10 protein-coding genes are annotated in these 18,678 nt (G+C 63.4%); 4 read left to right on the top strand and 6 right to left on the bottom strand.

Annotated elements, in window-relative coordinates:
* Positions 1-52: 52 nt before the first annotated feature.
* From PMI34_RS15075 to PMI34_RS15085, 3 genes are all read right to left on the bottom strand, one after another.
* Positions 53-9,289 (bottom strand): non-ribosomal peptide synthetase, encoded by a 9,237-nt coding sequence (locus PMI34_RS15075; RefSeq protein WP_008049755.1) that lies wholly within the window; start codon positions 9,287-9,289, stop codon positions 53-55.
* 260 nt (positions 9,290-9,549) lie between these two features.
* Positions 9,550-10,284, bottom strand: a complete 735-nt coding sequence (locus tag PMI34_RS15080; RefSeq protein WP_008049754.1) for a thioesterase II family protein — start codon at positions 10,282-10,284, stop codon at positions 9,550-9,552.
* Positions 10,285-10,387: 103 nt separating this feature from the next.
* A complete protein-coding gene (locus PMI34_RS15085; RefSeq protein ID WP_008049753.1) occupies positions 10,388-11,560 on the bottom strand; it encodes an MFS transporter in 1,173 nt (390 codons plus the stop codon).
* Positions 11,561-11,816: 256 nt separating this feature from the next.
* Between PMI34_RS15085 and PMI34_RS15090 the strand changes: the two genes are divergently transcribed.
* Both PMI34_RS15090 and PMI34_RS15095 read left to right on the top strand, forming a co-directional pair.
* Positions 11,817-13,640, top strand: coding sequence for a glycoside hydrolase family 15 protein (locus tag PMI34_RS15090; protein WP_008049751.1), 1,824 nt, complete (start codon positions 11,817-11,819; stop codon positions 13,638-13,640).
* A 158-nt stretch (positions 13,641-13,798) separates the two neighbouring features.
* A complete protein-coding gene (locus tag PMI34_RS15095; protein ID WP_008049749.1) occupies positions 13,799-14,188 on the top strand; it encodes a hypothetical protein in 390 nt (129 codons plus the stop codon).
* A gap of 11 nt (positions 14,189-14,199) precedes the next feature.
* Here the strand turns inward: PMI34_RS15095 and PMI34_RS15100 are convergent, their stop codons facing one another.
* Positions 14,200-15,183, bottom strand: coding sequence for a GlxA family transcriptional regulator (locus PMI34_RS15100; protein WP_008049747.1), 984 nt, complete (start codon positions 15,181-15,183; stop codon positions 14,200-14,202).
* An 89-nt stretch (positions 15,184-15,272) separates the two neighbouring features.
* Between PMI34_RS15100 and inhA the strand changes: the two genes are divergently transcribed.
* Positions 15,273-15,959, top strand: a complete 687-nt coding sequence (gene inhA / locus PMI34_RS15105; RefSeq protein ID WP_008049746.1) for an isonitrile hydratase — start codon at positions 15,273-15,275, stop codon at positions 15,957-15,959.
* A 285-nt stretch (positions 15,960-16,244) separates the two neighbouring features.
* Here inhA and PMI34_RS15110 read toward each other — a convergent pair whose 3' ends face one another.
* Complete coding sequence (locus PMI34_RS15110) at positions 16,245-16,733, bottom strand: SRPBCC family protein (RefSeq protein WP_008049745.1); 489 nt, start codon at positions 16,731-16,733, stop codon at positions 16,245-16,247.
* Positions 16,734-17,011: 278 nt separating this feature from the next.
* Between PMI34_RS15110 and PMI34_RS15115 the strand changes: the two genes are divergently transcribed.
* Positions 17,012-17,413 (top strand): lysozyme inhibitor LprI family protein, encoded by a 402-nt coding sequence (locus tag PMI34_RS15115; protein ID WP_008049744.1) that lies wholly within the window; start codon positions 17,012-17,014, stop codon positions 17,411-17,413.
* A 141-nt stretch (positions 17,414-17,554) separates the two neighbouring features.
* Here PMI34_RS15115 and peaD read toward each other — a convergent pair whose 3' ends face one another.
* Positions 17,555-18,673 (bottom strand): quinohemoprotein amine dehydrogenase subunit beta, encoded by a 1,119-nt coding sequence (gene peaD, locus PMI34_RS15120; RefSeq protein ID WP_008049743.1) that lies wholly within the window; start codon positions 18,671-18,673, stop codon positions 17,555-17,557.
* Positions 18,674-18,678: the final 5 nt, after the last annotated feature.

Raw genomic sequence — 18,678 nt, 5'->3', positions numbered from 1 at the left:
AAACCCCTCCAGAAAATGTTGACGGCGGCGCTCAAGGGCACCGCCGACTGAATCAGTCCGCCGCGGATTGCGCTGCCGGCGCACCACGGTTCGCCGAACGACGCTTGATTGCCATGGCGCCGCCGAGCAAGGCCTTGCGTTGTTCGTTCAAGCGCGCATCGGCACGGCGCTGCACCTCGGCCGCCAGGTCCAGCAACTCGCCGACCTGCAACCCGTCAGCGCGTATCAGCGCTTCGAGTACCACCCGGATCTGCTCGAACAAGGACTCCAGCGTGCTCGGCAGGTACTGGCCCATCGGCGTTTCGAAACTCAAGTGAATGTGCTCGGCATCGTTGTAGAACGCGGCGACCATGCCGATCTCGGCGGCCTGACGTCCGGACGGGAAGTCCTCGACCTGCAGGCCCTCCATCGACGGCAGGCGACCAACGCCCTCCTGGTAGATCAGCTTGATGTCGAACAGCGGCGAACGGCCGGCCCGACGCGGCAGGCGCAAGGCTTCCACCAGGCGCTCGAACGGCAGGTCCTGATGGTCCGAAGCTTCCAGCACCGCACGGCGACAGGCCTCCAGCAACTGCGCCGCCGACTGCTCGGCATCGACCTCCACTTGCAGTACTAATTGGTTAACGAAGAAGCCGACCATTTCTTCAAGCCCGGCTTGATTTCGGTTGGCGATATCGGTGCCGATGCGCACCCGACCGACCTCGGTACGCTGGCGCAGGACCAGGGTGAAACCTGTCAGCAGCAGCATGAACAGCGACAGATCGCGCTGTTGGGCAAAGTCGCGCAACTGCTGGCTGAGTTCGCCGCTGAAGGTGAAATGGGCACTGGCACCCTCTTGCGCCGTGCGCCGGTCGCCATCGGCGGGCAACTCCAGCACGGCTTGCGGCTCAGCGAGGCGCTGCTGCCAGTAGTCGAGCTGGCGTTGCAACTCGCCGCCCTGCTCCAGCCACTGGCGCTGCCATTTGGCGAAGTCGGCGTATTGCACGCCGTGCGCCGACAGTTGCGGGGTCTGGCCACGGCTGAGGGTTGGATAGAGCGTGACGAATTCATTGATCAGCACGCGGAACGACCAGTCATCGGCGACGATGTGATGGACCGTCAGCAACAGCACATGCTCGTCGTCCGCGATCCTCAGCACCCGCACCCGCAGCAACGGGCCGTGGCGCAGGTCGAAAGGTCGGGCGACTTCCTCGCGGGCCAGTTGCTGCGCTTCGACGTCCGGCGCCGGCCGATGCCGCAGGTCGCCGGCCTCGAAGCTCAACGGCAATTGCCCGTGGACCCGCTGCCAGGCCTGGCCGTCTTCCTCGTAAAAGGTGGTGCGCAACACAGCGTGACGCTGCACCAGGGTTTCGAAGGTCTGGCGCAGGGCGTCGAGGTTCAACTCGCCCCGTAAGCGCAGGGCACCCGGCATGTTGTACATCGAACTGTCCGGCTCCAGGCTCCACAGGAACCACAAGCGCTGTTGGGCAAAGGACAACGGCTGGCGTTCGCCGGAGGTGTCCGCTACCAGCGCCGGGCGTTCACAGCGGTGTTGCAGCGCCTGCACCTGAGCGGCGAAATCTTCGAGGCGCGGATGTTCAAACAGGCTGCGCAGGCTCACCGAAAGGCCCAGGCGCTGGCGGATCTGCGAGACGATTTGCGTCGCCAGCAACGAGTGCCCGCCCAATTCGAAGAAGCTGTTTTCCCGGTCGACGCGACTGACCTGCAACACCTGCCGCCAGATTTGCGCCAGTTCGATTTCCAGCGCACCTTGCGGGGCACTGCCGAGTTCGGCCTCCCAGACCTCCGGGGCCGGCAATGCGACGCGGTCTAACTTGCCGTTGCGATTGAGCGGCAACGCCGCCAGCAACACCAATTGCGCCGGCAGCATGTACTCCGGCAGGCGCTCGCCCAAGGCGCGGCGCACGGTGTCGGTGAGTTGACGCGCATCCGCCGCCAGCAGCTCATCACTGGCCGGCACCACATAGCCGATCAACTGCTTGCCGCCGACGCCTTCGTGCACCAGCACCGCGGCTTCGCTGATCATGGGCAGGCCTTGCAGGTGCGCCTCCAGCTCACCGAGTTCGACGCGGAATCCGCGAATTTTCACCTGATGATCGATACGCCCCAGGTATTCCAGCGCGCCGTCCTCGCGATAGCGCGCCAGGTCGCCGCTGCGGTACAGCCGGGCCCCCGGCGTGGCGGAAAACGGATCGGCAATGAAACGCTCGGCGCTCAAACCCGGACGCTGGTGATAGCGCTGGGCGAGTCCCGTATCACCACCGATGCACAACTCGCCGACGCAACCGGTCGGCAGCAGGTGGCCTTCGCTGTCCAGCACATACAACGCACGCCCAGGCAGCGCTTTGCCGATAGGCACGCCAAGGTGATTGCGGGTATCGGCCAGCGTGCACTCATGGGTGCTGGACACCACCGTGGCTTCGGTCGGCCCGTAGGTATTGAGCAGGCGCACATCGCCCAGACCGGCGGCATGCCACAACTTCAGGCCTTCCAGCGACATGGCCTCGCCACCGACGTGGACCTGACGCAAGCGCCCTTTCTCACGCTGCGGTTGCGCAGCCCACTCTTGGGCCAGCAAGAACCAGTAGGCGGCCGGCAGGTCGGCCAGGGTCACGCCGCGCGAGATGATCTGCCGATAAAGCGTGTCGGTGTCCCACAACTCATCGCCGCGCATCACCAGCGCAGCACCCACGCACAGCGGCGGGTAGCACTGCTCGACAAAGCCGTCGAAGCTGAACGTGGCGAATTGCAGCACGCGGTCCTGCGGGGTGAGTTGTGAATAGTCCGCCGCGATCACACAAAACTCGCGCAGCGCGGCATGGGCCAGGCACACGCCTTTCGGGCGTCCGGTGGAGCCGGAGGTGTAGATCAGGTAGGCGAGGTTTTCGGCGCTGGCGAGGTTGACCAGGTTGGCGGTGCAATACCCGGCGTCTGCGCCCGGCTCCAGCGCCAGGCGCGGTAACCCTTGCGGCAGCGCGACATCGGCCAACAGGCCCGGTTGCGCCAGCAGCAGGTCCATGCCGCTGTCTTCGATCATGTAGGCCAGGCGCTCGGCCGGGTAATCCGGGTCGAGCGGCACGTAACCGGCGCCGGACTTGAGAATGGCCATCAGGCTGACGATCAGTTGCGCATTGCGCCGCACCGACAGGCCCACCCGCTGCCCCGGTGCCACACCCTGGGTGCGCAGGCGATGGGCGAGCTGGTTGGCTTGCGCATTGAGCTGGGCGTAGGTCAGGCGCTCGTCGCCGACCATCACCGCCAGCGCATCGGGCGTGCGTGCCGCCTGTTGCTCGAAACGCTGATGGGCCAGCAACGGGCTGTCCAGTTGTGGTGCCGGTGGACGCGAGCCGCGTATTACCTGGGCTTGGGCCTGAGCGTCCAGCAGGCTGACGGCAGCGAGCGCCTGTTTTGGCTGGGCAACAAATTGCGCCAGCACCTGCAACAGGCTGGCACCCAATTGGCTGATCTGCGCGGCGCTGAACCGGGTGCGGTCGAAACTGAAATCCAGACGCAGGCTGGCGCCGACTTCGATGCCCAGGGTCAACGGGTAACTGGTGATCTCGTGATTGTGCAGCGCGCCGAAGGTCAGGCCCGCCGGCGCCCCTTGCTTGAGTGCTTCGGTCACAGGGAAGTTCTCGAACACCAGCAGGCTGTCGAACAGCGCCCCCTGTTGCCCGGCCCAGCCCTGAATGTCATACAACGGCACGTGCTCGAACTCGCGCAGGCTCAGGTTCAGGGCTTGCAGGTCGCTGAGCCATTGGGCCACCGACTGCCCTGCCTGCGGCGCGGCGATGATCGGCAAGGTGTTGATGAACAGCCCCAACTGCTGCTCGATCCCCGGCAACGGCGCGGAGCGTCCGGCAATCGTTGCGCCGAACGCCACACAGGACTGGCCGGTGTAGCGCTGCAACAGCAGGCCCCAGGCGCCTTGCAGCAAGGTGTTGAGGGTGATTTTCTGCTGGCGGGCGAAATCGCTCAGACGCTGTAGCGCGGTGCTCTCAAGGTTCACTTGATGTTCGCCCATGCCGTGCCCGTCGGCGGACGTCGGCAAGGCTTGCGCCAGCAGTGTCGGCGTTTCCAGTGGCGCCAGCGCTTGCTTCCAGAACTGTTCGGCGGCCAGCAGCGGCTGCTGTTGAATCCAGCCCAGATAATCGCGGTATTGCCCCAACGGCCTGGCCAGCGTCTGCCCGGCATACTGCTGGATCACTTCGCCGAGCAACTGCGCGTTGCTCCAGCCATCCATGAGGATGTGATGGCTGGTGTAGATCAGGTGCCAGTCTTGCGCTCCTTGGCGCACCAGCACCAGGCGGAACAACGGCGCGGTGCCGAGTTCGAAGCCGCGACTGCGCTCTTCGGCGGCCAGTGCATCGAGGTCGACATCGGCCGCTTCGATCACTTGCAGTTGCAGGTCGATCTGGCGATGAATCACCTGGTGCGCGCACTCAAGCCCCAGCCAGTGGAAGCTGCTGCGCAGGATGTCATGCCGGTTGATTGCCGCCTGCCAGGCCCGGCCGAATGCCGCCAGCTCCAGCCCCTGGATGTCCAGGCGCAACTGATTGATGTAAGCCTCGCCCTGGGGTTCGTACAGGGTGTGGAACAGTATGCCCTGTTGCATCGGCGTCAGCGGGTAAACGTCCTCGATGGCCGGCGCCGCAACAGGCAAGGCATCGAGTTGTGCCTGGGTGATGCGCGCCAGCGGGAAGTCCGACGGCGTGGCCTGGCCTGGTGATGTCGAGCAGCAATGTTCGATCAGTGCCTTGAGCTCTTCGGTGTAGGCATCGGCCAGTTGTTGCACCGTGGATTCGGCGAACATGTCGCGGCTGAAACCCCATTGCAGCGAGAGCTGTCTGCCATACACCTGGCCTTCCACGGTCAGCCAGTTGGCCAGCGGCGCATCATCGCCCTGGGCCTGACCAGCGCTTTGCCCGGCCGGGACGAACAGCGCAGCCTCATCGAACTGACGGTCGAACTGCCCCAGGTAGTTGAAGGTGATGCGAGGCGCCGGCAAGTCCTGCAGAAGCTGGCGCTGCGCCGGCTCGCCGAGATAGCGCAGCACCCCATAACCCAGGCCTTTGCCGGGAATGGCGCGCAGTTGTTCCTTGATCGACTTGATCGAATTCGCCGCCCCGACCTCGGGTTGCAGGCGCACGGGAAACAGGCTGGTGAACCAGCCGACGGTGCGGCTCAGGTCGAGGTCGTCACCCAGGTCCTCGCGGCCGTGGCCTTCAAGCTGGATCAGCGTCGAGCCCTGCCCGCTCCAGCGGCAGATGACCCGCGCCAGCGCCGTGAGCAACAGATCATTGACCTGGGTGCGATAGGCCGCCGGGGCCTGTTGCAGCAACAGGCGGGTCAGTTCGGCGTCCAGTGTCGATTCGATCTTGTGCCCGTGGCGCTGCTGCAAGCTGCCCTGCGGATGGTCACACGGCAGGTCCCGGGCATCCGCCAGTTGCGCCTGCCAGTACGGCATTTGCGCAAGGATGGTGACGGCATGCTGTTGCAGGTGCGCGGCCCAGGTTTGGTAGGCGCTGGTTTTCTCGGGCAGCGCCACTTGCCGGTAAGCCTGTTGCAAGTCTTCGAGCAACACCCGCCACGACACCCCGTCCACGGCCAGGTGATGGACCACCAGCAGCAGGCGCTGGCTGCCGTCGTCGAGGTTGACCAGCAAGGCACGCAGCAGCGGCCCGTTTGCCAGATCGAGGCTGCGTTGCGCTTCATCGCACAGCGGGGTCAGGGCTTCGGCCGAAGACGCCCGACGCCGCCACAATCCAGCTGACTCGACTGGCGCTGCGTGGCACTGCTGCCAGCCTTCGGAGCCGTCGATAAAGCTTAGGCGCAAGGCGTCGTGGTGGTTGATGACGGTAACCAACGCTCGCTCCAACGCCTCAGGATTCAACGCTTCCCGGGGTGTCAGCAGCAGCGACTGGTTCCAGTGCCGGCGCTGGGCGATGGCCTGTTCGAAAAAGTAATGCTGGGCCGGGGTCAGGATCACCTCGCCGCTGACCGGGCCTTGATCGATGCTGCTGCGGCTGTCGAACGCCGCGACCAACGCCAGGCTGCGCACGGTCTGGTACTGGAACAGGTCGCGCGGGCTGAGGCGAATGCCCGCCTGACGGGCGCGACTGACCACCTGGATGGAAATGATCGAGTCGCCGCCGAGCTCGAAGAAGTTGTCTTCAAGGCCCACAGGTTGCGTGCCCAATACGTCCTGCCAGATCTGCGCCAGCGTGGTCTGCAGGGCATCTTGCGGTGGAACGAACGCCTGTTGCGGCGCGGCGTCCGGTGGCGGCAAGGCCTTGCGGTCGAGCTTGCCGTTGGCGGTCACCGGCAAGGCATCCAGCGGCATCAGGTACGTGGGCACCATGTATTCCGGCAGGCTGCCGAGCAGCCAGGCCTTGAGGGTTTGCGGCCATTGCGCATCGGCGTCGGCGTTTTCCAGCACCAGATAGGCCACCAGATGCTTGCCGCCCTGAACCAGCACCACGGCCTCGCGCACCAGGTCGTGCTGCATCAGGCGGGTTTCGATCTCCCCCAGTTCGATGCGCAGGCCACGCAATTTGACTTGATGGTCGAGGCGCCCGAGGTATTCGATCACGCCATCGGCACGCTGCCGTACACGGTCACCGGTGCGGTACAAGCGCGCGCCGTCGTGGAACGGACACGGCACGAAGCGCTCGGCGGTGAGCGCCGGACGCCGGTGATAACTGCGTGCCAGCCCGGCGCCGCCTAGGTACAGCTCCCCCGCCACGCCAGCCGGAACCGGGAGCAATTGCGCATCCAGCACATGGGTGCGCAGGTTGGCGATGGGCCGGCCGATGGGCACGCTGTCGGCGCCTTCATCGACGCAGGTCCAGTGGGTCACGTCGATGGCCGCCTCGGTCGGGCCGTACAGGTTGTACAACCCGGCACCCGGCAGCTTTTTGAACACCTGCAATTGCGCATCCAGCGGCAAGGCTTCGCCACTGCAAGCAATGCGTTTGAGGCCCGTGCACGTCTCGACCCCCGGTTCATGGATGAACGCCTGGAGCATCGACGGCACAAAGTGCAGCGTACTGATGCCGTAGTCATCGATCAGGCGGATCAACTGCGCCGGTTCACGATGCGCCCCCGGCGGCGCCACCACCAGGCGCGCGCCAGTCATCAGCGGCCAGAAGAACTCCCACACCGACACATCGAAACTGAATGGGGTTTTCTGCAATACCGAGTCGCTGCCATCGAGCCCATAAGCCTGCTGCATCCAGCACAAGCGATTGACCAGCGCTGCGTGACTGTTGCCGGCACCTTTGGGCTTGCCGGTGGAGCCGGAGGTGTAGATCACGTAGGCCAGGTTCAACGGATGCACGTCGACCTGCGGACAGGTTTCGCTGTAACCGTCGAGCCAGTCCTGTTCCTGATCCAGGGCGATGACCTTGACGCCCTCGGTGGGCAGTGCGCCGATCAAGGTGCTTTGGCTAAGCAGCAGGTCAATCGCGCTGTCTTCGATCATGTAGGCCAGGCGTTCTGCCGGGTACTCCGGGTCCAGCGGAACGTAGGCACCACCGGCCTTGTGAATCGCCAGCAGGCCGATGACCATTTCCAGCGAACGCTCGACGCAGATCCCCACCAGCACATCCGGGCCGACACCCTGCTCACGCAAGCAGTGCGCCAGTTGATTGCTGCGGGCATCGAGTTGCCCGTAGCTGAGCTGGCGATCGCCAAACACCAGCGCCGGCGCGTCGGGGGTGCGTCGGGCCTGGGCCTGGATCAACTGGTGCATGCATTGCTCGACCGGATAGGCCTCGGCGGTGCGGTTCCAGTCCCGCACCAGAACTTGCCGCTCATCCGCCGTCAGCATCGGCAACTCGCCGACTTTTTGCGTCGAGTCGTCGACTATCGCCTGCAACAGGCGCGTCCAGTGCCCGGCCATGCGCGCAATGGTATCAGCCTCGAACAGGTCGCTGGCGTAGGTCAGCGCGGCGTGCAGCTTGCCGCCTTTCTCCCATGTGTCGAGGGTCAGGTCGAACTGGGTGGTGCGGCTTTGCCAGTCGATGCTGCCCAGCACCAGGCCGGAGGCGGTGCTGACCGAGGCCATGTCGGCCACGTGCGGCTGGTGGTTGTACATCACCTGGAACAACGGTGTGTGACTGAGGCTGCGCTCCAGCTTCAACGCTTCGACCAAACGCTCGAACGGCAGGTCCTGATGGGCCTGGGCGCCGAGGGCGGTTTCCTTGACGGCGCGCAGCAGGTCGTCGACCCGGGTCTGGCCGTCCAGTTGCGTGCGCAGCACCTGGGTGTTGACGAAGAAGCCGATCAGGCCTTCGATTTCCGCGCGGTTGCGGTTGGCGATGGGCACGCCGACGCGGATGTCGGTTTGCCCGGTGTAGCGATGCAGCAGCGTGTTGAAGGCGCCGAGCAACAGCATGAACAGGGTGATGTTGTGCTTCTGCGCGGTGTTGCGCAGTCGCTCGGCCAGTTGTGCCTCGACCGCGAATTCGTAGCGGGTACCGCGATAACTCGGCATCGCCGGGCGCGAATGGTCCAGGGGCAACTCCAGCACGGGGTGTTCGTCACCCAATTGCGCCTGCCAGTACGCCAGTTGCCGCGCCTGCTCGCCCGCCTCCAGCCAGCGGCGCTGCCACAGGGCGTAGTCGCTGTACTGGATCGGTAATGACGCCAGCTGCGGTTGCACGCCCGCATCGAAAGCGTCGTAGCAGCGGATGAATTCGTCGATCAGCACGTTCATCGACCAGCCGTCAGAGACGATGTGGTGCAGGGTCAGCAGCAGGACATGTTCCTGCTCGGCGAGCTTGAGCAAGGTCACCCGCAGCAGCGGACCGGTCGACAGATCGAACGGCAGCACCGATTGCTGTTCGGCGGCCTCAGCCACGGCACGTTCACGCTCATTGGCAGGCAATGCGCTGAAGTCCATGTGTTCGATCAGCAGAGGCGCGGTGGCCGGCACTTGCAGCAAGCTGTCGTCGGCCTGACGGGCGAACACCGTGCGCAGGGTTTCATGCCGCGCCACCAGGCTGGCGAACGCCTGCTCCAGCGCCGACAGATTCAAGCGCCCGGTCAGCCGCACCGCGCCCGGCAGATTGTACGCGCCGCTGTGAGGGTCCAGTTGCCAGAGGAACCACATGCGCTGCTGGGCGTACGACAGCGCCTGGCGATCCTCGGCCTCGATGCCGGCCGGAATCGGGAAACGGGCGAAATCCACGCCCTCCTTGTGCAAGGCTGCAAGGAACATCTGGCGCTTTTCCAGGGGCAACCCGATAAACCGGCGAGCAAGTTTCAAGGAGTCTTCAGCATTCATCTATCGGCATCCGCATCAGTAGGCAGCAGGCGCAAAGGCGCGTCGTGCCTATAAAACGAATGCAGGCGGGAAAAATTAGCGGATCAGGCGAAAGGTAAAACGCGGAAAAACAGGTTGATAAATAAACAGGTTGATAAATACCCCTGTGGGAGCGGGCTTGCCCGCGAAGAGGGAGTGTCAGCAACATACTTATCGCTTGACACTCCGCCTTCGCGGGCAAGCCCGCTCCCACAGGGATCCAGTGAAGTTTGAGACGGGTGTTAACCCACGGCAGCCATGGAATGCCGTCGATGATGCCCCTCAAGCTGATCCTTGATCACCCGCAGCACCTTGGCCTCCTGCTCATGGATGAAGAAGTGCCCGCCCGCCAGCATGTCCACCGAAAAACTGCCACGGGTTTCCTGGCTCCAGCCGATCAACTGTTCGGCGGTGGCGCGGTCGGTCTTGCCGCCGAGCACGTGCACCGGGCACTTGAGCAACGGGCGCTGCACCGGTTCGAAACGCCCGCACAGCAGGAAGTCCGCGCGCAGCACCGGCAGGGTCAGGCTCATCAATTCTTCGTTGGCCAGGACCTCTTCGCTGGTACCGTTGAGGGTGCGAAGTTGCTCGATCAGTTCGGCGTCGGTCTTGGGCTGGGCAAAGCCCCGGTCGTAGTCGGCGCGCAGGGTCGGCGCGGCGGTGCCCGAGGCAAACAGCGCTACCGGTTCCGGGCAACCCAGGGAGCGAAACGCATGGGCCATCTCGCAGGCCAGCAACGCGCCCATGCTGTGCCCGAACAACGCGTACGGCGCCTTCAGCGTGGCTTTTTGTTCCTGGGCCAATTGCAGCGCCAGGCGCCGCATGTCGGTGTGCAAGGGCTCGCCGTACCGCGCGCCGCGCCCCGGCAGTTCCACCGGTTGCAGCGTGAGCCACTGCGGCAGCTTGCGCCGCCAACGGCTATAGACCATGGCACTCGCGCCCGAATAGGGCAGGCACAGCAAAGTCAGCTGAGTCACCGGGCTTTCCTCGAAAGATGTCTGCCTGGAGAACGGACGAGGTGTAGCCGGAATTAGTCGCAGATCCAAATGTGGGAGCGGGCTTGCTCCCACAGGTCGATCTTCATTTCAGATGGCGATAGCCTGGAATTGCCGAGCCGAGCACCACCGCCCCCGCCGCAATCGCGAGCCAGAACCCGCTGCGCGCGCCGAAGGCGTCCACCAGCCAGCCGGAGCCAGCGGCGCCAATCGCTACGCCGATGCTCAGCCCGGTGACCAGCCAGGTCAGGCCTTCGGTGAGTTTGGCCGGCGGCACGATCTGCTCCACCAGGGCCATGGCGACGATCAGCGTCGGTGCAAAAAACAGCCCCGCGACAAACACCGCCAGCGACAAGCCGAGAATGTTCGCCGCCAGCAACAACGGCAAGGTGGTCACCGCCGTCGCCACACCGCCGTACAGGAACAGGCGCGCCAGCGGTACTTTCGAACGCAGTGCGCCGAAGGCCAGCCCGGCCAGGCACGAGCCGATGGCGTACACCGACAGCACGATGCTCGCCGCCGCCGGTTGCCCCTGCTGCTGGGCGAAGGCCACGCTGACCACGTCCACCACGCCGACGATGGTGCCCATGGCGACCATCAACAGCATCAGCAATTGAATGTCACGCGAGCGAATGATCGAGCCTTGATGGTGGTCTTCGTGGGGATGTACCGCAGGCTCCGTGCTGCGCTGCAACACGAACGCGGTGACGCCGATGGCCAGCGCCAGCAAGGCCGCCAATGGCCCGGCCTCGGGAAACGCGACCACACACAGGCCAACGGAAAGCGGCGGCCCGACGATGAAGCAGACTTCATCCAGTACCGATTCCAGGGCGTAGGCCGTCTGCAGCTCGGGGCGACCGCGATACACCTCGGTCCAGCGGGCCCGCACCATCGCCGACATGCTCGGCATGCAGCCGGCCAGCGCGGCGAAGACAAACAGCGTCCAGTGCGGCGCCTGCAACCGCGTGCACAGCAACAACAGCAACAGCGCCCCACCGCCGAGCAGCGCCGCCACCGGCAGAATCCGCCCCTGGCCATACCGATCCACCAGCCGCGAGACCTGCGGCGCGCAAAAGGCCGTGGCCAGGGCGAACGTCGCCGCCACCGCGCCGGCCATTGCGTAGCCCCCCTGCAACTGCGAGAGCATGGTGATCAGGCCGATGCCGGTCATGGAGATCGGCATGCGCGCGAGCATGCCGGCCAGCACGAATGCGCCGCTGCCAGGGGCTTTGAACAACTCGCGATAGGGGTTTGCCATGGGTCAGGTCTCATCAGGGGACTGCACGTTGCCATAACGGCCGATTGCGGGGGAAGCGTGGAATTGTTGGTTGAATGTGAAGGCCCTTTCGCGGGCAAGCCCGCTCCCACATTGGCCGGCGTACACCGCTCAAATGTGGGAGCGGGCTTGCTCGCGAAGAGGCCAGTAAAACCACCACAACCACCCCGCCAAATGAACTCTCGACCACCCAGACCAGTCAGCTGAATAGGCCCCAAACTCCCGGAGTTCCGCGACAATGGCTGATCACCCCGAACGCCAAAGCCCCATCGACGCCCACGGCATCATCGGCGACATGCGCAGCGCGGCGCTGGTCAACGACAAGGGCAGCGTGGATTTTTTCTGCTGGCCGGAGTTCGACAGTCCGTCGATCTTCTGCTCGCTGCTGGACACCCCAGAGGCGGGGATCTTCCAGTTGTCACCGGACTTGCCCGACGCCCGCCGCGAACAGATTTACCTCCCCGACACCAACGTGCTGCAAACCCGCTGGCTCAGTGACCAGGCGGTGGTCGAGGTCACCGACCTGCTGCCCGTCGGCGACACCGAAGACGACCGGCCGCTGCTGATGCGGCGGATCCGTGTGGTCAGCGGCCGCGCTACCTTCCACATGCGCTGCGCCGTGCGCCATGACTACGCCCGCGCCAGCACCCGCGCGTGCATGGATAAGGATGACGTGATTTTCGAGGCTGCCGACCAGCCGTCCCTGCGACTGCGCGCCGATCAAGCCATGCACATTGATGCCAATGGGGCGATCGCGCAGTTCCCCCTTGAGCAAGACCAGACCGCCCAGTTCCTGCTCGGTGCGCCTGGCGACCCACGCTTCAAGGAAGGTGCCGCTGATCTGTGCCTGACACGCACCCTGAAGTTCTGGCGCGACTGGATCGGCCAGTCCAACTACCGTGGCCGCTGGCGCGAAATGGTCAACCGCTCGGCCCTGGCGATGAAGCTGCTGACCTCGCGCAAACACGGCGCCATTCTCGCCGCCGCCACCTTCGGCCTGCCGGAAAGCCCGGGGGGCGCACGCAACTGGGATTATCGCTTCAGCTGGATCCGCGACGCCTCGTTCACCGTCTATGCGTTCATGCGCCTGGGCTTCGTCGAAGAGGCCAACGCCTACATGCGCTGGTTGCGCGGGCGGGTCAGCGACTGCCGGGGCAAGCCGATGAAACTCAACATCCTGTATGCCATCGACGGTCGCCAGGAGCTGCCGGAGATCGAGCTGACGCACCTGTCCGGTCATGGTGGCGCACAACCGGTGCGCATCGGCAATCAGGCTTACGAACAGGTCCAGCTCGACATCTTTGGCGAGCTGATGGACGCGATTTACCTGGTCAACAAGTACGGCGAAGCCATCTCCCATGAGGGCTGGAAACACACGGTGGAAGTCATCGATCAGGTTTGCCGAACCTGGGAACAAAAGGATGTCGGCATCTGGGAAATGCGCGGCGAGCAATATCATTTCCTGCATTCACGGCTGATGTGCTGGGTCGCCCTGGACCGCGCCATCCGCCTCGCTTCAAAACGCTCGCTGCCCGCCCCGTTCGCCCGCTGGGACCAGACCCGCCAGGCGATCCATGCCGACATCTGGGAGAACTTCTGGAATGAGGAGCGCGGGCATTTCGTCCAGCACATCGGCGGCACCGGCCTGGACGGTTCGATGCTGCTGATGCCGCTGGTGCGTTTCGTCAGCGCCCGCGACCCGCGCTGGCTGGCGACCCTGCAAGCCATCGAAAAAAGCCTGGTGCGCGACGGCATGATCTACCGCTACCGCAACGACGACAGCCGGATCGACGGCCTGCCCGGCAGCGAAGGCGCCTTCGCCGCGTGCTCCTTCTGGTACGTCGAATGCCTGGCCCGCGCCGGCCAGCTCGACAAGGCCCACCTGGAGTTCGAACAACTGCTCAGGTACGCCAACCCGCTGGGGTTGTATGCCGAAGAATTCGACAGCCATGGGCGGCATATGGGCAACACGCCGCAGGCATTGACGCATCTGGCGCTGATCAGTGCGGCGTGCTTTCTGGATCGGAGGTTGAGTGGGGAGAAGGTTGTTTGGCAGCCTTAACGCCACAGGTCTTGTGCAATCCGAGTCCTACGTTTCTTAAACAAAACAGCTTGCCCCCCCGCAAATGCCCTGTTGCCAGCCGTTACATCCCCACCTAACATCCTTGCTCTACGGGTACAGCGGAGCTGTCCAGAACCACCCGAATTCAAGGAACCAGAATGACCCAACGCATCCAACGCAGCATCGATTCCCCGCTCCGAACCGGTTTGAACCGCGAAGAACTCTGGGAGGCCGACGACAAGGGCCTGATCAAATGCTGGGAAGTCGGCCGCCAGCGCGCGGCTCGTTTCCCCGACCTCGCCCGACAGTGCCTCGCCGGCGAGTTGCCGGTACTGGGCTGGAAAGGTGGCGTCAGCCGCAGCCTGAAGAAGCTCGAAAAATATGGCTCCCTCAAATACCTCGCCCAGTGGCAAGGCTTGCGCGGGGAAGACCTGGACGTGGACCTGACGCAAGAACGAGCGCTGACGTGTGCACGGACAGCCATGGTGGTGACGTTTACACCGGATCGGGCGAAGTATTTCAATCAGGTAGCAGAAACGGAAGCCTGATAGTAATGGGCTCAAGTCATGGCGGAATCTGCGCCAGCACTGACCGAAAACCGCTCCCGATAAGCCTGCGGTGTCACCCCCATGGCCCGCAGGAAGCTGCGGCGCAGGGTTTCTTCGCTGCCGAAGCCGCATTGCACCGCCACCCGTTTGATCGGCACACCGGTATCGCTGAGCAAACGCCGTGCGGTTTCGACGCGGATCAGTTCGATGGCCCGGGCCGGGGTCTGGCCGGTGTCGGCACGGTAGTGGCGCACGAAGCTGCGTTCGCTCATGCCGGCCTGTAAGGCCAGGGTCGGGATGCCAAGGTCCTTGGTCAGATTTTCGCTGATCCAGGCGTGAAGTTCGTCGAAACGGTTGCCTTCATGTTGCAGGGACAGGGTCACGCTGAATTGCGATTGACCGCCCGGACGCTTGAGAAACACCACCAGTTGCCGGGCAACTTCGAGGGCCATGCTGCGCCCCAGGTCTTGTTCGACCATGGCCAACGCCAGGTCGATGCCGGCGGTCACCCCGGCCGAGGTCCAGACCGGGCCGTCGTTGATGAAGATCGGGTTGGGTTCGACCTGCAAGCGCGGGTGCTGTTGCGCCAATTGCTCGCAACGGGTCCAGTGGGTGACCACGCGCCGGCCGTCGAGCCAGCCGCTGGCCGCCAGCAGAAACGCACCGGTACACACCGAGGAAACCCGCCGGCAACCATGGGCATGTTCGCGTACCCAGGCGACCAACGGCGCATCTTGCGCCGCTGCGTAGACACCCCAGCCACCGGCGATGATCAGGGTGTCGGTGCCCTCCTCCGGTAACGGTTCGGCCAACAGCGCCAAGCCCGCCGACGACATCACCGCCCCGCCGCCGCTGGCAATCACCGTCGGCGCATAGGGTGGCGGCAGGCCTTGCTGGCGGGCAATGTCGTTGGCCGAAGCGAAGACCTGCAACGGCCCCGTGACGTCGAGCAATTGCACGTTGGCGAAAGCGAGCACATGGATGGTTTTCGACATTTGGCGTAATTCGTGGGGATATTGGCGTATGCGCCAAAGCCTACGAGCCTAAAGTCAAACCGTCCACCCACTTCACGAGAAAAAACACCATGACGTTGCAGATCGGTTTTCTGTTGTTTCCACAGGTTCAGCAACTGGACCTGACCGGCCCTTACGACGTACTGGCCTCGCTGCCGGACGTGAAAGTGCATCTGATCTGGAAAGACCTGATGCCGGTCACCGCCAGCACCGGCCTGCTGTTGAAACCGACCACCACCTTCGACGATTGCCCGGCACTGGACGTGATCTGTGTGCCCGGTGGCAGTGGCGTCGGACCCTTGATGGAAGATGACCAGACCCTGGACTTTCTCAAGGCCCAGGCCGCCAACGCCCGCTACATCACTTCGGTGTGCACCGGCTCGCTGGTGCTGGGCGCGGCGGGATTGCTCAAGGGTAAACGCGCCACCACCCACTGGGCGTATCACGAACTGCTCAAGCCCCTGGGCGCTATCCCGGTGCAAGACCGGGTGGTTCGTGATGGCAATCTGTTGACCGGTGGTGGCATCACCGCCGGTATCGACTTCGCCCTGACCCTGGCCGCCGAACTGTTCGACCAGGCCACCGCCGAGTTGGTGCAGTTGCAACTGGAATACGCCCCGGCCCCGCCGTTTACCGCAGGCAGCCCGGAGACGGCCCCGACCAGTGTGCTGGAGGAAGCTCGCCAGCGGGCTGCCGGCTCGTTGAAGCTGCGGGCGCAGATCACCGAGCGCGCGGCGGCGAAACTCGACCGACAGTGAAAAAAATGGCGGCGGGAACCCGGTTCCTGCCGCCACGACTTTTCATGCGCGCAAAAAAACCCGCCGAAGCGGGTTTTTCCAAGACCATGACGACTCCTTGTCGTAGCGTTCCTTGCATATGGTCGATCATCCATGATCCTGAGCACATCCTGTGCTTCAGTGGGTGAGGCCAGATTACGCATCGGATCCAATTTGTAACAGGCGATATTGCTACCAGCGCGTGTAAGACATTCGCCATAAGCCTCCTTCCGAAAACCCTTAGACGCCTCAGGCTTCGAGCCGGCTTCAGCCACTCTGTTGCTCGTGGAACTTGGCACCTTCGATCAAAAACTGCTCGATATTGTTCATTTGCTCTTCCCAGCCACGGCTGTCCATGCGAAAGGCCTTTTCGCGACGGGCCTGGGGAACGTGGTCGAAACCGGACTCGGAGACCTTGAGCAACGTGCCGTTGTCCATGTCTTCGAGCTCGAATTTCACCAGTGTCGTGGGTTCCTGGGAGTAGTCGACTTCAGGGTTCACGGCATAAGGGTGCCAGCGAAACGAAAACAGCCGCTCTGGCTCGACCCGCTCTACCAGTACATTCCAGCGCAAATGCTCATAACCGGGATAGGTAATCTGCCCCTGGGTCCACTCGCCTGCCACAAAACGCTTGCCCTCCAGCGCCACGCCAAACCACTGTCCGAACATTTCGGCATTGGCCAGCACGCGCCAGACCTGCGAACGCTTGGCCTTGAGCAGGATTTTCCTTTCAATGCGATCAGATGCTGGGTTCATAAGTCACCTCCTGTACTTGAACAGTAGGTCAGTTAGACCACAAGACCAACCCTAAAGTAGTACCAATCGGGATGCGCAATCAAACATGCCTGAGATATTCGGTTGTATTTGCGCGGATAAGTTCTGGGGCTATCGCAAAATCAGAGGGTCGAAGCTGCTAACGTTCACCCTCGAAACAGCATCGAAAAGGATAGCGACATGAAAAAACTGCGCGGCCGTTGCCTGTGCCCCCCGGCGCTACACTGCACCTCTCATTCGGTCACAACGAGCACTCCAGCATGAATCCACGCTTTCTATTGGCGCTGACGCCCCTGCTGTTCACCTCCATGGCGTTCGCCGTGGATTGTGACAACGCCAGCGACCAGGCGACGATGAACCAGTGCGCGACGCAGCAGAATGCGGCCGCCGACAAGGAATTGAATGCGCTTTACCAGCAGATCACTTCGCGACTCAAGAGCAACCCGGACAGCAAGAAGCAATTGGTGGGTGCGCAGCGGGCGTGGGTGGCGTTCCGCGATGCCGAGTGCAGGTTCTCGGCGTCCGGGGTGGAAGGCGGGAGTGTGTATCCGCTGATCTACAGCAACTGCACCACGGAGCTGACCAAGGCACGGGTTCAGACGTTCAAGAACTACCTGAAGTGCCAGGAGGGAGATATGAGTTGTCCGGTGCCGGGGGTTTAAGATTTTCAGTGTTTTTGAGGGCCTCTTCGCGGGCAAGCCCGCTCCCACAGGGGTCAGCGGTGTTCACACAAGAGTGACCACACCACAAATCCACTGTGGGAGCGGGCTTGCCCGCGAAGGCGTCAGTTCAAGCGCCACAATTTACCGGACGAAAATCTGCGCCGTGGTAATCGCCATATCCCCGCCCGGCAACTTGATGCTGCCCGTCTGTTTGAGGCTGTCGGCATCGAAGATCGCCACGTCGTTGAACGTCCCCGCCAGGTAGATCTTGCTGCCGTCCTTGTTGAATGAAATGCAATAGTACGAGTGATCGAGCGTGGCGGACTGGAGCATTTTCTTCTGTTTGATGTCGTACTTGGCCAGGCGGTTGAGCACGCCAAACATCAGGTTCGGGTCCTTGGGCGAGCGCATGCCGCTGAAGTAGATTTCGGTCAGGGGGCCGAAGTCGGTGGTTTCGGTCTTGCCGGTCTTCAGGTCGACACTGAACAGGCCGTACAGGTATTCGGCGGTGGCCGGGGCCTGTTTCTTGTCCTTGAATTTCGCCGCGGTGTAGAGCAGCGAGAAGTCATGTCGATACGTCTGCTGGTTCCACACGTAGAGCACGTCCGGCGCGCTGTAGTTCGGGCGTTTCCAATGACGACTGGGGATCAGCACGTCGAACTTGCCGGTTTGCACATTGACCTTGTAGACGTCCGCCCCGGCCACGTACAGCGTGCCGTCGTCACCGCTCTGCATGATGGTCAACTGGCGCGGCGCCGGAAAACTGCGCACAGGCTTGGCGTCCATGACGGCGTCGGTCTTGTACACGTCGAGCCGGGGCTGCTGCACTTCGTAGCGATCGTTCATCATCAGCGTCGGGTTGGCGACGGTGTACAGCTCCTTGCCGTCGTGGCTGAGGGTGAAGGCGAACATCGAGCGCGCTTTCTCCCCCGGTTTCTGGGTGATGCTGGCGTGGAACACCTGCTTGCAGTTGTCCAGCTCGACGCCGTAGACATCCGCGTAGTGGTTATTCAGCACGTAGGCGGTCTTGCGGTCCGGCGACAATTGCACGGTGCCGGGGCCAAAGGCGTCGGGCATCTTGCAGGTCTTGAACAGCGTGTCGCTGGCCAGGTCGATCACGTGCAGGTTGTTCGGGTAGTTGGTGGTCACCATGTATTCGTGACCGACTTGCAGCGCGGTGTTTTCATCGGCCAGAACACTGACAGAACAGCTGCTCAGGACGGCGAACGCGGCCAGGCCGCAGGCTTTGATGTTACGCATGCTGG

It is taken from the genome of Pseudomonas sp. GM74 (genome assembly GCF_000282455.1).
Taxonomy (GTDB): Bacteria; Pseudomonadota; Gammaproteobacteria; order Pseudomonadales; family Pseudomonadaceae; genus Aquipseudomonas.
Note: the sequence above shows the minus strand (reverse complement) of the source record. Positions and strands in the feature narration are given on the sequence as shown.

What these genes read in the sequence shown, in the direction of transcription:
- PMI34_RS15075 (WP_008049755.1), bottom strand. Translation starts at nt 9,289, where the DNA reads ATGAATGCTGAAGACTCCTTGAAACTTGCTCGCCGGTTTATCGGGTTG.
- PMI34_RS15110 (WP_008049745.1), bottom strand. Translation starts at nt 16,733, where the DNA reads ATGAACCCAGCATCTGATCGCATTGAAAGGAAAATCCTGCTCAAGGCC.
- PMI34_RS15100 (WP_008049747.1), bottom strand. Translation starts at nt 15,183, where the DNA reads ATGTCGAAAACCATCCATGTGCTCGCTTTCGCCAACGTGCAATTGCTC.
- PMI34_RS15115 (WP_008049744.1), top strand. Translation starts at nt 17,012, where the DNA reads ATGAATCCACGCTTTCTATTGGCGCTGACGCCCCTGCTGTTCACCTCC.
- PMI34_RS15090 (WP_008049751.1), top strand. Translation starts at nt 11,817, where the DNA reads ATGGCTGATCACCCCGAACGCCAAAGCCCCATCGACGCCCACGGCATC.
- PMI34_RS15095 (WP_008049749.1), top strand. Translation starts at nt 13,799, where the DNA reads ATGACCCAACGCATCCAACGCAGCATCGATTCCCCGCTCCGAACCGGT.
- inhA (WP_008049746.1), top strand. Translation starts at nt 15,273, where the DNA reads ATGACGTTGCAGATCGGTTTTCTGTTGTTTCCACAGGTTCAGCAACTG.
- peaD (WP_008049743.1), bottom strand. Translation starts at nt 18,673, where the DNA reads ATGCGTAACATCAAAGCCTGCGGCCTGGCCGCGTTCGCCGTCCTGAGC.
- PMI34_RS15085 (WP_008049753.1), bottom strand. Translation starts at nt 11,560, where the DNA reads ATGGCAAACCCCTATCGCGAGTTGTTCAAAGCCCCTGGCAGCGGCGCA.